Genomic DNA, 13,562 nt, shown 5'->3' with positions numbered 1-13,562 from the left:
GCCGAAGGCTGCGATCTTTTGATCTTGATCTTGATCTTTCGCTTGAGATTTAACAGGTAGTGGAAAGATCGCAGCCTTCGGCAGCTCCTACAGGGAGTGATTGTTGAGTTTTATTAATCAATCCAACCTAAAAATCAACTTAACAAATATATGACTTGGCGTAACACTGCATCCCATTGCGACCCCATCAAGAATAAAAGAGGTGTCTATGGCAGGTTTCGACAAACGCGTGAGTTCTTATGAGCAAGCATTGGAAGGCTTGGAAGACGGCATGACCGTCATCGCCGGCGGCTTCGGCCTGTGCGGCATCCCGGAAAACCTGATCGCCGAGATCAAGCGCAAGGGCATCCGCGACCTCACCGTGGTGTCCAACAACTGCGGCGTCGACGGTTTCGGCCTCGGCGTGCTGCTGGAAGACCGGCAGATCCGCAAGGTGGTCGCCTCCTACGTGGGCGAAAACGCCCTGTTCGAGAAGCAGCTGCTCAGCGGCGAAATCGAAGTCGTACTGACCCCCCAAGGCACCCTCGCCGAAAAAATGCGCGCTGGTGGCGCAGGCATCCCGGCGTTCTTCACCGCCACCGGCGTCGGCACCCCGGTGGCCGAAGGCAAGGAAGTGCGTGAATTCCATGGTCGCCAGTACCTGATGGAAGAATCCATCACCGGCGACTTCGCCATCGTCAAAGGCTGGAAGGCCGATCATTTCGGCAACGTGATCTATCGCCACACCGCCCAGAACTTCAACCCGCTGGCCGCCACGGCGGGCAAGATCACCGTGGTGGAAGTCGAAGAAATCGTCGAACCCGGCGAGCTGGACCCGACGCAGATCCACACCCCTGGCATCTACGTCGACCGGGTCATTTGCGGCACGTTCGAAAAACGCATCGAACAGCGCACCGTGCGCAAGTGATCCCCTGCCCCCGGCCCGAATGAAGGAATAACAACATGGCACTTTCCCGCGAACAAATGGCTCAACGCGTCGCCCGCGAAATGCAAGACGGCTACTACGTGAACCTGGGCATCGGCATTCCGACCCTGGTCGCCAACTACATTCCCGAAGGCATGGAAGTCATGCTGCAATCGGAAAACGGCTTGCTCGGCATGGGTGCGTTTCCCACCGAAGCCGAAGTCGATGCCGACATGATCAATGCCGGCAAGCAGACCGTCACCGCGCGCATTGGCGCGTCGATCTTCTCTTCGGCCGAATCGTTTGCCATGATCCGTGGCGGCCATATCGACCTGACCGTGCTGGGCGCGTTCGAGGTGGATGTCGAAGGCAATATCGCCTCGTGGATGATCCCCGGCAAACTGGTCAAGGGCATGGGCGGCGCGATGGACCTGGTGGCCGGCGCCGAGAACATCATCGTCACCATGACCCATGCGTCCAAGGACGGCGAATCGAAACTGCTGCCGCGTTGCAGCCTGCCGCTGACCGGCGCCGGTTGCATCAAGCGGGTGCTGACCGACCTGGCCTACCTGGAAATCCAGGACGGTGCCTTCATTCTGAAAGAACGTGCCCCGGGCGTCAGCGTCGAGGAAATCGTCGCCAAGACCGCCGGCAAATTGATCGTGCCGGACCACGTGCCTGAAATGCAGTTCGCTGCCCAGTGAGGAGAGATTCGATGCAAGAAGTCGTGATTGTCGCCGCTACCCGTACCGCCATCGGCAGTTTCCAGGGTTCGCTGGCTTCCATTCCCGCGCCGGAACTCGGTGCCGCGGTGATTCGTCGCCTGCTTGAACAGACCGGTCTGTCGGGCGAACAGGTCGATGAAGTGATTCTTGGCCAGGTGCTGACCGCAGGTTCCGGGCAAAACCCGGCTCGCCAGGCGGCGATCCTGGCTGGCCTGCCCCATGCGGTGCCGGCGCTGACCCTGAACAAGGTCTGCGGCTCGGGCCTCAAGGCGTTGCACCTGGGCGCCCAGGCGATCCGCTGTGGCGACGCCGACGTCATCATCGCTGGCGGCATGGAGAATATGAGCCTGGCCCCGTACGTGTTGCCGGCCGCCCGCACCGGCCTGCGCATGGGCCATGCGAAGATGATCGACAGCATGATCACCGACGGCCTGTGGGATGCCTTCAACGATTACCACATGGGCATCACCGCCGAGAACCTGGTGGACAAGTACGGCATCAGCCGCGAGGAGCAAGACGCCTTCGCTGCCGCGTCGCAACAGAAGGCCGTCGCCGCCATCGAGGGCGGTCGGTTCGCCGATGAGATCACGCCGATCCTGATTCCCCAGCGCAAAGGCGATCCCGTGGCGTTCGCCACCGACGAACAGCCGCGCGCCGGCACCACCGCCGAATCCCTGGGCAAACTCAAGCCCGCCTTCAAAAAAGACGGCAGCGTCACCGCCGGCAACGCATCCTCGCTCAACGATGGCGCCGCTGCGGTGATCCTGATGAGCGCGGAAAAAGCCAAGGCCCTGGGCCTGCCCGTGCTGGCCAAGATCAGTGCCTACGCCAATGCCGGGGTCGACCCGGCCATCATGGGTATTGGCCCGGTCTCGGCCACTCGCCGCTGCCTGGACAAGGCCGGCTGGTCGCTGGAGCAACTGGACCTGGTCGAAGCCAACGAAGCCTTCGCCGCCCAGTCGCTGGCCGTGGCCCGGGAATTGAAATGGGACATGGACAAAGTCAACGTCAACGGCGGCGCCATCGCCCTGGGCCACCCTATCGGCGCGTCGGGTTGCCGAGTCCTGGTGTCACTGCTGCATGAAATGATCAAGCGCGACGCCAAGAAAGGCCTCGCGACACTGTGCATCGGCGGCGGCCAAGGCGTTGCCCTGGCGCTGGAACGAGCGTAACCGCTACAGGTTCAACGGTGGTTGCGCGGACCCACGAATATCCTCGCCTCCACTGGCAACACCACCGGCGCAACCTCGGTTGCGCCGGTTTTTTTTGCCTGCTGGTTTTGCGCATGGCCTGCCGGCCCCTTCGCGAGCAAGCTCGCTCCCACAGGGTTCTCGGGTGTTCATCGCTCCGGCGTCCACCACAAATCCCCGTGGGAGCTGAGCTTGCTCGCGATGGCGGTGGGTCTGCTTGCAGTGATGTTGGATGTGACGGCCTCATCGCGAGCAATCTCCCACAGGGTTCTCGGGTGTTCATCGCTCCGGCGTCCACCACAAATCCCCTGTGGGAGCTGAGCTTGCTCGCGATGGCGGTGGGTCAGGTGGCGATGAACCGTCAGGAGCCCGCGCCAAACCGGTCGCGGCTGTTGCTCAGGTGCAGCCACATGGCGGCGCGGGCGGCATCCGGGTCCTGGCGTTTGATGGCGTTGAAGATCGCCTCATGCTCCAGGTTGGCCAGTTGCGCCAGCTTTCCGAGGTCGGCCTGGCCGCGTTCAGCCACGTTCACTCGAGTCCTGGGGATCATTGCACTGCCCAGGTGCTGCATGATTTCGACAAAACAGGCGTTGTCCGTGGCCTCGGCGATGAGCAGATGGAAATGCCGATCGGCCTCGACACAGCTGTCGTTGTTGCTGGACAGCCGCTGATAGTCATCCAGCGCCTGGCGCATCTGCTGCAACTGGTGTTCGCTGCGGCGCTGGGCCGCCAAGGCGACGGCCTGGGTTTCCAGGCCCAGGCGCAGCTCCACGATTGCCCGCACGCCCGCCGCAGTGTCGACATTGAGCCGCAGCCCCGGCTCGCCGGTTTGCGCCAGCACAAAGGTGCCGATGCCGTGGCGGGTCTCCACCAGCCCTGAAGCCTGCAACTTGGAAATCGCCTCGCGCACCACCGTACGGCTGACCCCGTGCGCCTGCACGATGGCGCCTTCGGAGGGCAGCTTGTCCCCCGGTTTCAGTTGCCCCAGCACAATGCTTTGGCTCAACTTCTCCACCAGGTCATAGGCCAGATTGTGGGTGCGCTTGCGGGCAGGCATTTCGGTGTTTGACTGCATGGATGCGGGTCCTTGAACGGCGCGGTCTGAATGGCGGATAAAAAACCACATCGACCAACAACTTGTATGACAACTACAATCATGGCAGCCATCCAGCAACTCCGCCAGCCTGCCGCAAATCGATCAACTTCTTAGAAATCACTATAAAACTTAATAAAATCAACCTATTAATAAGAACCCAAGGTAAGAACGCAGCCTAAAAATCAACGGACGCTTGTAAGATAAATTTTTCAAGTTGTATGATGTCTATCAACATCGCCGTCATACGATGTCCGTATAAAAACAACGAGTGGGACAACTATGCATACCCAAGACACCCGCAAAGCCCCGATCATCACCAGCATGCAGGTCGTGCCCGTGGCCGGCCACGACGGCATGCTGCTGAACCTCAGCGGCGCCCATGGCCCGTTCTTCACCCGCAATATCGTCATTCTCAGGGACAACGCCGGCCACACCGGCGTGGGCGAAGTCCCCGGCGGCGAGCGCATTCGCCAGACCCTCGAAGACGCCCGCTCGCTGGTGGTCGGCAGCCCCATCGGTACGTACCAGAAGATCCTCAACACCGTGCGCCATGCCTTTGCCGACCGCGATGCTGGCGGCCGAGGCCTGCAGACCTTCGACCTGCGCATCACCATCCACGCGGTGACCGGCCTGGAAGCGGCCTTGCTGGACCTGCTCGGCCAATACCTGGACGTACCGGTTGCGGCCCTGCTCGGCGAAGGCCAGCAACGCGATGAAGTGAAGATGCTCGGCTACCTGTTTTACGTCGGCGATCGCCAGCAGACCGACCTGCCCTACCGCAGCGAGCCGGACGCCGACAACGACTGGTTCCGCGTACGCCATGAGAAAGCCCTGGACGCCGACGCCGTGGTCCGCCTGGCCGAAGCCGCCCACACCCACTATGGCTTCCAGGATTTCAAGCTCAAGGGCGGCGTGCTGCAAGGCGACGCAGAGATCGAAGCGGTCACGGCGCTGGCCGAGCGCTTTCCCCAGGCACGCATCACCCTGGACCCGAACGGCGCCTGGTCACTCAAGGAAGCGATCCGTTTGTGCCGCGACCAGCACAAGGTGCTGGCCTATGCCGAAGACCCTTGCGGTGCCGAAAACGGTTATTCGGGCCGCGAGGTCATGGCCGAGTTCCGCCGCGCCACGGGCCTGAAGACCGCCACCAACATGATCGCCACCGACTGGCGCGAAATGGGCCACGCCATCACCTTGCAGTCCGTGGACATCCCTCTGGCCGACCCGCACTTCTGGACCATGCAAGGCTCCGTACGCGTGGCGCAAATGTGCAATGAATGGGGTCTGACCTGGGGCTCGCACTCCAACAACCATTTCGACATTTCCCTGGCGATGTTCACCCACGTGGCGGCCGCCGCACCGGGTGACATCACGGCTATCGATACCCATTGGATCTGGCAGGACGGCCAGCGGCTGACCAAGGCCCCCTTGCAGATCCAGGGCGGCTGCGTGCAGGTGCCGAAGAAACCGGGGCTGGGGATTGAGCTGGACACCGACCAACTGGCCAAGGCCCATGAGTTGTACAAAGGCATGGGCCTTGGGGCGCGGGACGATGCAGTGGCGATGCAGTTCCTGATTCCGGGCTGGACGTTCAACAACAAGCGGCCGTGCCTGGTACGTTAAAGCCACTTCACTTCCTTGTGGCGAGGGGACTTATCCCCTCGCCACAGTCATCATCCACCCCCACTATCTCTGTGGTACTAACCCTCCGGTCGCAGGATCAACACCGCCAACGGCGGCAGGTTGAGTTCCAGCGACAGGGCCTGGCCATGGCTGGGTACTTCATCGGTGAAGGCTCCGCCACTGTTGCCGTAGTTGGAACCGGCATAGGTGTCGGCATCGCTGTTGAGCAATTCGACCCAACGGCCGGCGAACGGCACGCCGACCCGGTAGGCCTCGCGCGGCACCGGGGTGAAGTTGGCGACCACCAGCACCGGCCGGCCCTCCTTGCTCCAGCGCAGCCAGGCGTAGACGCTGTTGAGCGCATCGTCGCCAATCAGCCACTGGAAACCCTGGGGCGCATCATCCTGGTCGTGCAGCGCCGGTTCTTCGCGATACAGCCGGTTCAGATCGCTCACCAGTTTCTGCACGCCACGGTGCTCAGGGTATTGCAGCAGGTACCAGTCCAGTTGCTGATCGTGGTTCCACTCGCGCCATTGACCGAACTCACAGCCCATGAACAACAGTTTCTTGCCGGGATGACCCCACATGAAGCTGAGGTAGGCCCTCAGGTTGGCGAATTTCTGCCAGCGGTCACCGGGCATCTTGTCGATCAGCGAGCGTTTGCCATGGACCACTTCGTCGTGGGAAATCGGCAGGACGAAGCGCTCGGACCAGGCATACACCAGGCCGAAACTCAGTTCATTATGGTGATGGGCGCGGTACACCGGGTCTTGCTGGATGTAGTGCAGCGAATCGTGCATCCAGCCCATGTTCCACTTGTAGGCGAAACCCAGGCCGCCCTGCTGGGTGCTCTGGCTGACCCCCGGCCACGCCGTGGATTCTTCGGCGATGACCAACGCACCGGGGGTTTCCAGCGCCACCACATCGTTGAGGTGCCGCAGGAAATCGATGGCTTCGAGGTTCTCGCGTCCGCCGTGGCGGTTGGGCACCCACTCGCCGGCCTTGCGCGAATAGTCGCGGTACAACATCGAGGCCACGGCATCCACCCGCAGGCCATCGACGTGGAAATGCTTGAGCCAGTGCAACGCCGACGCCAGCATGAAGCCGTGCACTTCGGTGCGGCCCAGGTTGTAGATCAGCGTGTCCCAATCCTGATGGAAGCCTTCCTGCGGATTGCCGTATTCGTACAGCGCAGTACCGTCGAACTGGGCCAGGCCGTGAGTGTCAGTGGGAAAGTGCGCCGGCACCCAGTCGAGGATGACCCCGATATTGGCCTGGTGGCAGGCGTTGACGAACGCTGCGAAATCGTCCGGCGAGCCGAAGCGTGCCGTCGGCGCGAATTGCGACAGCGGCTGATAGCCCCAGGAACCACCGAACGGGTGCTCCATGATCGGCATCAGCTCGATGTGGGTAAAACCCAGGTCCTTGATATAGGGGATCAACCGCTCGGCCAGTTCATGCCAGTTGTACTGCCGGGCCACCTCCCCCGCCTCGTCGATTTCGCACTGCCAGGAGCCGGCGTGCAATTCGTAGATCGACAACGGCGCACCCGGGAGCTGCCGCTCGCGACGGTGCTGCATCCACTCGTCGTCCTGCCACTCGATCTTCAGGGGCGAGGCGACTTTCGACGCTGTGTCTGGCGGCATCTGCGTGGCCAGCGCCACCGGGTCGGCCTTGAGCGGCAGGATGCCGTGGGCGCCGAGGATTTCATACTTGTAACCTTCGCCGGGACCGAGCCTGGGGATGAATATTTCCCACACGCCGGACGGATAACGGATGCGCATCGGATGCCGACGCCCGTCCCAGACGTTGAAATCCCCGACCACCGAAACGCGTCGGGCGTTCGGCGCCCAGACAGCGAAACGCACGCCGTCGATGCCATCGACGGTGGTCAGTTGCGCACCGAGGCAGGAACTGAGATCGCGGTGATTGCCCTCGCCAAACAGGTAAAGGTCCATCTCCCCCAGCAACGGACCGAAGCTGTAGGGGTCTTCGGCAACCTGCTCGCCGCCGGCCCAGCGGGTGCGCAGCACGTACGCCTGGGCACGATCGAAATGACCGACGAACAGCCCCGGGGTTGCGGTGGGTTGCAGCTCCCCCAACTCTTCGCCGCCATCGCGGGCCAGCACATGGACACTCAGGGCACCGGGCAGATACGCGCGAATGAACTGGCCGCCGGCGTCGTCGCCATGAGGCCCCAGGATGGAAAACGGGTCGTGGTGCTCGGCGCGCACCAGCGCGTCGATGTCATGGGGCGCCGGCAGCAAGGACTCCTTGGCCTGCCCCTGGGATTCTTTGTTCGAGACACTCATGATTCTCTCCACTAAATCGGTCCGGCTACGTCGGAAAAGGGTTGCAGCCCACTTAACAACCCGACCAGACCGTGCAACGGCACGGGCAGCCAGGTGGGGCGATTCTCGGCTTCATAGGCCACTTCATAGGCCGCCTTCTCCAGGCCGAACAACGCCAGCGCGGCGTCTTCGCCTTCAGCATCCTTCCACTCATGGGCAAGACTAGCTGCCGCCAGCCGATATGCCTCGACAAATGCCTGGCGAGCCTCTTTCAAATAACGATCGGCGACCCGTTGCCGCGCCGCATCGGCATCGGCCGTGCTGTCGACGGTGTGCAAGTGAATGGCCATGGCCGCCGCATAATCGAAGGAGCGCAACACGCCACTGACATCCTTATAGGGGCTGTGCTTGCCCCGTCGCTCGTGCAACGGTCGCGCCGGCTCACCTTCGAAGTCGATCAGGTAGGCGTCGCCCTTGATCACCAGCACCTGCCCCAGGTGCAGGTCGCCATGGACGCGAATGCGCAAGCCACCCTCGGCCTTGCCGGCCAGCGCCTGGACATGGGCCAGGACGGTTTTCTTGTGCTCCAGCAAGCGTGCGACCATGGCCTGGTCTGCAGGGTTCAATTGGCCTTGGTTCTGCTTGAGCAGGCGCAAGGCATTTTCCACCTGGGCGGTCACGTCCTTGCCGATGGCCTGGGCTTGCTTGGCGTTGGTAATCTGCGGCGCGAAGTCCGGGTCGTCGGTGGCCTGGGCCAGTACCTGGTGCATTTCCCCCAGGCGCTGGCCGAGCATGCCGGCGAAATCCTTCAGTTCGCCCAGGGCGTTGTAATGCTGCTCCTGCTCGGACACGGCGTCCGCCAGCTCATCGCGCAGGGCACGTTCCAGGTTGTTCTGGGTCCATTCCCAGGCATCGCCCTGGTTGCTCAAATAGCCCTGGGCGATCATCAGCAGCGCATCTTCACCCTGGGTGTCGCGGCGAACCACCGAACCCAGCAGCGGTGAGATGTTGCTGAAACCGGCAGCCGTCAGGTAGGCGCTCATTTCCAGTTCCGGGTGCACACCCGAAGCGACCTTGCGAATCAGCTTGAGCACGAGGCTGCTGCCCACCACCACCGAACTGTTGGACTGTTCGGCAGACAGGTAACGCACCTCAGGCTCGTCTCCCAGGCTCAGCGCGGCCAGGCCTTCGGTCGGTTCAAAGCGCAACTCACCTCCGGTGAACGGCAGCACCGTGGCGGCCTGCATGCTATGCAGCACGGCGCGCACGAAGCTTTCCAGGCTGAAAGCATCGGTGATCAGGCCCACCTGGCGCACCCGGCGTACCCGCGACAACGCCAGTTGCTGCGGCAACGCCGCACCGACCTGGTCTTCGGCGAGCAGGCCGAACGGCAGTTGATAACGCAGGGTCTGGCCGCCACTGGTGACATCGATCTCACTGAGCAGCACCGGGTGCTGCGGGTCACCAAAGCGTACGCCATAGACAATGTCGACCTTCTCGATCGCGCTGTCCTTGCCGGCGAACCAGCGCCGGTTCTGCAGCCAGCTCGGCAGGATGGTTTGCTCCAGCGTGGTGCGCGATGGCGCTTCGAGCAATTCTTCCAGGCGTTTCTTCAGCACCAGGGTGGTGAAGTCCGGCAGGCTCTGGGCCGGTTCCACGTGCCAGCTCGGCATCTGGTTCTCTGTTGCCAGGACGAACCAATAAAAACCATACGGCGCCAGGGTCAGCAGGAAGTTCAACTGACCGATGGGCGGGAAGGCATTGCCGCCCAACATCTCCACCGGGACCATGCCGGCGAAGGCCGACAGGTCCAGTTCGGCAGCCTGGGCGCTGCGCGACACGTTGGCCACGCACAGGATGATTTCGTGCTTGCCGTCGGGCCCGGTGTACTCGCGGGTATAAGCCAGGATCCGGCGGTTGCTGGGCGAGAGCATCTTCAAGGTGCCGCGGCCAAAGGCCTTGGACTGCTTGCGCACCGCCAGCATGCGTCGGGTCCAGTTGAGCAGCGAGTGCGGGTCGCCGGCCTGGGTCTCGACGTTGACCGACTGGTAGCCATATTGCGGGTCCATGATCGGCGGCAGCACCAGGCTGGCCGGATCGGCGCGGGAGAAGCCGCCGTTGCGGTCGATCGACCACTGCATCGGCGTGCGCACGCCATCACGGTCGCCCAGGTAGATATTGTCGCCCATGCCGATTTCATCGCCGTAGTACAGCGTCGGCGTGCCAGGCATCGACAGCAGCAGGCTGTTGAGCAATTCGACGCGACGACGATCGCGCTCCACCAACGGCGCCAGGCGCCGACGAATGCCCAGATTGATACGCGCCCGACGGTCGGCCGCGTAGTAGTTCCACAGGTAGTCGCGCTCCTTGTCGGTGACCATCTCCAGGGTCAACTCATCGTGGTTGCGCAGGAAGATCGCCCACTGGCAATTGGCGGGGATCTCCGGGGTCTGGCGCAGGATGTCGGTGATCGGGAAGCGATCTTCCTGGGCCAGCGCCATGTACATGCGCGGCATCAGCGGGAAGTGAAAGGCCATGTGGCATTCGTCACCGTTCAGGCCTTGGGCATCGACATCGCCGAAGTACAACTGGGTGTCCTCCGGCCACTGGTTGGCTTCGGCCAGCAACATGCGGTCGGGGTAGTTGGCGTCGATCTCGGCGCGAATCAACTTCAGGACGTCATGGGTCTCGGGCAGGTTTTCGTTGTTGGTGCCGTCGCGCTCGATCAGGTAGGGGATGGCATCCAGGCGCAGGCCGTCGATGCCCATGTCCAGCCAGTAGCGCATCACCGACAACACGGCCTTGAGGACCTGCGGGTTGTCGAAGTTGAGGTCGGGCTGGTGGGAGTAGAAGCGGTGCCAGAAGTACTGGCCCGCCACCGGATCCCAGGTCCAGTTGGACTTCTCGGTGTCGAGGAAGATGATCCGCGTGCCGTCGTACTTGTGGTCGTCATCGGACCAGACGTAGAAGTCCCGCGCCTTCGAACCCGGCTTGGCCTTGCGCGCGCGCTGGAACCAGGGGTGCTGGTCCGAGGTATGGTTGATGACCAGTTCGGTGATCACCCGCAGGTTGCGCTTGTGGGCCTCGGCAATGAACCGCCGCGCATCGGCCATGGTGCCGTAGTCGGGGCTGACGCCACGGTATTCGGCAATGTCATAGCCATCGTCGCGCCTGGGTGAGGGATAGAAAGGCAACAGCCAGATGGTGTTGACGCCCAAGTCGGCGATGTAGTCGAGCTTTTCGATCAGACCGGGAAAGTCACCGATCCCGTCGTTATTGGAGTCGAAAAAGGATTTTACGTGGACCTGGTAAATCACCGCGTCCTTGTACCAGAGCGGATCTTTGATGAAGGTGGCAGACCGGGGTTTCTTCGCCATTTGCAACTCCTGATGAATTCAATAAAGCCGCGGGATACAGGCTTGTGAGGTCTTTTTGTGGCGCGGGGCCTTATCCCCCTGTAGGAGCTGGCGAAGCCTGCGATCTTTTGATCTTTTGATCTTTCGCTTGAGACTCAAGTGTCTTTGGAAAGATCGCAGCCTCGTTGCACTCGACAGCTCCTACATAGCATCACGCCACGCTGATCCGCCAAATCCCGAATGGCTGGTATGCCGGGTCAATTCGCATGAACTGATACTTGCCGTACCAGGTCCAGCGATGTCCGTTCATGAGATCCTCGCCCTGGGTCTGGGCGTCGTCGGGCAGGCCCGTCTCCCACAGCGGCAACTCGAAACTGGCCTCCTGCGGGTTGTGCGGATCGAGACTCACCGCCACCAGGATGAAGTTGCTGCCGTCGGCAGTGCGCTTGCCGAAATAGAGAATGTTGTCGTTCCAGGCGTTGTAGATCTTCAGGCCCAGGTGGGTATGCAGCGCGGGGTTCTGCCGGCGGATGCGGTTGAGCTGGGCGATCTCGGCAATGATGTTGCCCGGCGCGGTGAAGTCCCGGGGGCGGATCTCGTATTTCTCCGAATCGAGGTATTCCTCCTTGCCCGGCACCGGTGCCGATTCACACAGCTCGAAGCCCGAATACATGCCCCACAGGCCTGAGCCCATGGTTGCCAGGGCCGCGCGGATCAAAAACCCGGCGCGCCCCGACTCATGGAGAAAGGCCGGATTGATGTCTGGCGTATTGACGAAAAAATTCGGCCGGTAGCATTCGCGCCACGGCGATTCGTTGAGTTCGGCGAAATAGGTCGCCAGCTCCGCCTTGGTGTTGCGCCAGGTGAAATAGGTGTAGCTCTGGGAGTAACCGACCTTGCCCAGCCGCGCCATCATGGCCGGCGTGGTGAACGCTTCAGCCAGGAAGATCACTTCAGGGTTTTGGGCCCGCACATCGGCGATCAACCATTGCCAGAACGGCAGTGGCTTGGTGTGAGGGTTGTCGACGCGGAATATCTTCACGCCCTCCTTGACCCAGCCCACCACAATATCGCGCAGCTCCATCCACAGGCTGGGAATCGCATCGGCCGCGTAGAAGTCAACGTTGACGATGTCCTGGTATTTCTTCGGCGGGTTTTCCGCATATTTGATCGTGCCGTCCGGCCGCCAGCTGAACCAGCCCGGGTGCTGCTTGAGCCAGGGGTGGTCTTGGGAGCATTGGATCGCGAAGTCCAGGGCGATCTCCAGGCCGTGCTCAGCGGCCGCCGCTACCAGGCGCCGGAAGTCCTCGCGGCTACCCAATTGCGGGTGAATGGCCTCGTGCCCACCCTCCTCGCCGCCAATGGCATATGGGCTGCCCGGATCGTCGGGACCGGCGGTGAGGGAATTGTTCGGGCCTTTGCGGAAACTGCGGCCGATGGGGTGGATCGGCGGAAAATACAGCACGTCAAAACCCATGTCCTGGATCACCGCCAGGCGTGAATGGACGTCGTTGAAAGTGCCGTGGCGCTGGGGATCGTCGGTGATCGAGCGGGGAAACAGCTCATACCAGCTGGCAAACTCGGACAACTGGCGCTCCACGTCCAGCGGGTACTCGGGGCTGATGCTCAAGTACGGGCGATGGTCGGCCTGGGACATCAGATCGGCACTGCGCGGCGCCAGGAACAGCGCCACCTGCTCGGTCGGCAACAGGCCGGAGAGCTCATGGTGCAAGGCCGCCAGTTGCTCGCTCAATTCACCCGTGCTGCGCTCGACGGCCATCAGCACTTGGTTGCGCCCTTCCTGTAACTCCAGGCTGATCGGCACCCCAGCACCGAACTTTTTCTCCAGCTCGTAGCGAAAACTGGCGAACTGATCGATCCAGGCCTCGATACAAAACACATAGCGGCCCTGTTCCGGCACGTTGAACTGGCCGCGCCAGCCGTTGTTGCCCAGCTCACTCATGACCTCGCTGTTCCACGCTTCATCCTGCAGCGCACGCCAGCGAATGCGCACGGCCAGCTTGTCGTGGCCATCGGCGAAGACCTTGCTGGTCACTGTCACGTCCTGCCCGGCCACGGCCTTGGCAGCGAATTGTCCACCGTCGATCACCGGCATGGTGTTTTCAATAGCAATACGCGGCAACAACAAGGCTTGAGACAGCGGCAGATGCGGGTTGCAGGCCGGTTCAGTCGGGTGTTCGGCAGTCATCGAGCATCGCTCCTTTTACGCCCCATGGACGCGCTTGTGGCGGTAAAGGCCCAACGGGTCCCTGAAAAAACTCACTTAAACTCCGAACCGAATCAACGACTAAAAGTTCAGAGGGATTTGCCCCGATGCACCCTGGGGATCAAAGCCGGTACTAGGTGGTCAACAACA

At 62.0% G+C, this 13,562-nt stretch carries 8 protein-coding genes; 4 read left to right on the top strand and 4 right to left on the bottom strand.

The window, feature by feature from the left end; translation table 11 throughout:
- Nucleotides 1-208 precede the first annotated feature (208 nt).
- The 3 genes from GFU70_RS10120 to GFU70_RS10110 are packed head-to-tail and all read left to right on the top strand — an operon-like array spanning nt 209 to nt 2,801.
- On the top strand, nt 209-907 hold the full coding sequence (locus GFU70_RS10120; RefSeq protein WP_058545352.1) for a CoA transferase subunit A: 699 nt from the start codon (nt 209-211) through the stop codon (nt 905-907).
- Nucleotides 908-942: 35 nt separating this feature from the next.
- Nucleotides 943-1,608, top strand: a complete 666-nt coding sequence (locus GFU70_RS10115) for a CoA transferase subunit B (protein WP_003180355.1) — start codon at nt 943-945, stop codon at nt 1,606-1,608.
- Nucleotides 1,609-1,619: 11 nt separating this feature from the next.
- Nucleotides 1,620-2,801, top strand: a complete 1,182-nt coding sequence (locus GFU70_RS10110; RefSeq protein WP_058545353.1) for an acetyl-CoA C-acetyltransferase — start codon at nt 1,620-1,622, stop codon at nt 2,799-2,801.
- Between the two features lie 379 nt (nt 2,802-3,180).
- On the opposite strand, the gene GFU70_RS10105 is transcribed toward GFU70_RS10110, so the two are convergent.
- Nucleotides 3,181-3,894: a FadR/GntR family transcriptional regulator gene (locus tag GFU70_RS10105; protein ID WP_058546628.1), complete on the bottom strand. Its 714-nt coding sequence runs from the start codon at nt 3,892-3,894 to the stop codon at nt 3,181-3,183.
- Nucleotides 3,895-4,194: 300 nt separating this feature from the next.
- Here GFU70_RS10105 and gudD point away from each other — a divergent pair, with 300 nt between their 5' ends.
- On the top strand, nt 4,195-5,538 hold the full coding sequence (gene gudD / locus GFU70_RS10100) for a glucarate dehydratase (RefSeq protein WP_153387956.1): 1,344 nt from the start codon (nt 4,195-4,197) through the stop codon (nt 5,536-5,538).
- Between the two features lie 77 nt (nt 5,539-5,615).
- Here gudD and glgB read toward each other — a convergent pair whose 3' ends face one another.
- From glgB to GFU70_RS10085, 3 genes are all read right to left on the bottom strand, one after another.
- Nucleotides 5,616-7,850, bottom strand: a complete 2,235-nt coding sequence (glgB, locus tag GFU70_RS10095) for a 1,4-alpha-glucan branching protein GlgB (RefSeq protein ID WP_058545640.1) — start codon at nt 7,848-7,850, stop codon at nt 5,616-5,618.
- Nucleotides 7,851-7,861: 11 nt separating this feature from the next.
- Nucleotides 7,862-11,206 (bottom strand): maltose alpha-D-glucosyltransferase, encoded by a 3,345-nt coding sequence (gene treS, locus GFU70_RS10090; RefSeq protein ID WP_116642765.1) that lies wholly within the window; start codon nt 11,204-11,206, stop codon nt 7,862-7,864.
- Between the two features lie 190 nt (nt 11,207-11,396).
- Entirely contained in the window at nt 11,397-13,394 is a 1,998-nt protein-coding gene (locus tag GFU70_RS10085) for an alpha-1,4-glucan--maltose-1-phosphate maltosyltransferase (RefSeq protein ID WP_153387955.1), read from the bottom strand.
- Between the last annotated feature and the right edge of the window lie 168 nt (nt 13,395-13,562).

The sequence above is a fragment of the Pseudomonas brassicacearum genome, assembly GCF_009601685.2.
GTDB classification, from domain to species: domain Bacteria; phylum Pseudomonadota; class Gammaproteobacteria; order Pseudomonadales; family Pseudomonadaceae; genus Aquipseudomonas; species Aquipseudomonas kilonensis_B.
This window is presented reverse-complemented; position numbering and strand designations above follow the sequence as displayed.

Coding starts and splice junctions, on each gene's coding strand:
- GFU70_RS10115 (WP_003180355.1), top strand. CDS start 943: ATGGCACTTTCCCGCGAACAAATGGCTCAACGCGTCGCCCGCGAAATG.
- GFU70_RS10105 (WP_058546628.1), bottom strand. CDS start 3,894: ATGCAGTCAAACACCGAAATGCCTGCCCGCAAGCGCACCCACAATCTG.
- gudD (WP_153387956.1), top strand. CDS start 4,195: ATGCATACCCAAGACACCCGCAAAGCCCCGATCATCACCAGCATGCAG.
- glgB (WP_058545640.1), bottom strand. CDS start 7,850: ATGAGTGTCTCGAACAAAGAATCCCAGGGGCAGGCCAAGGAGTCCTTG.
- GFU70_RS10110 (WP_058545353.1), top strand. CDS start 1,620: ATGCAAGAAGTCGTGATTGTCGCCGCTACCCGTACCGCCATCGGCAGT.
- treS (WP_116642765.1), bottom strand. CDS start 11,206: ATGGCGAAGAAACCCCGGTCTGCCACCTTCATCAAAGATCCGCTCTGG.
- GFU70_RS10085 (WP_153387955.1), bottom strand. CDS start 13,394: ATGACTGCCGAACACCCGACTGAACCGGCCTGCAACCCGCATCTGCCG.
- GFU70_RS10120 (WP_058545352.1), top strand. CDS start 209: ATGGCAGGTTTCGACAAACGCGTGAGTTCTTATGAGCAAGCATTGGAA.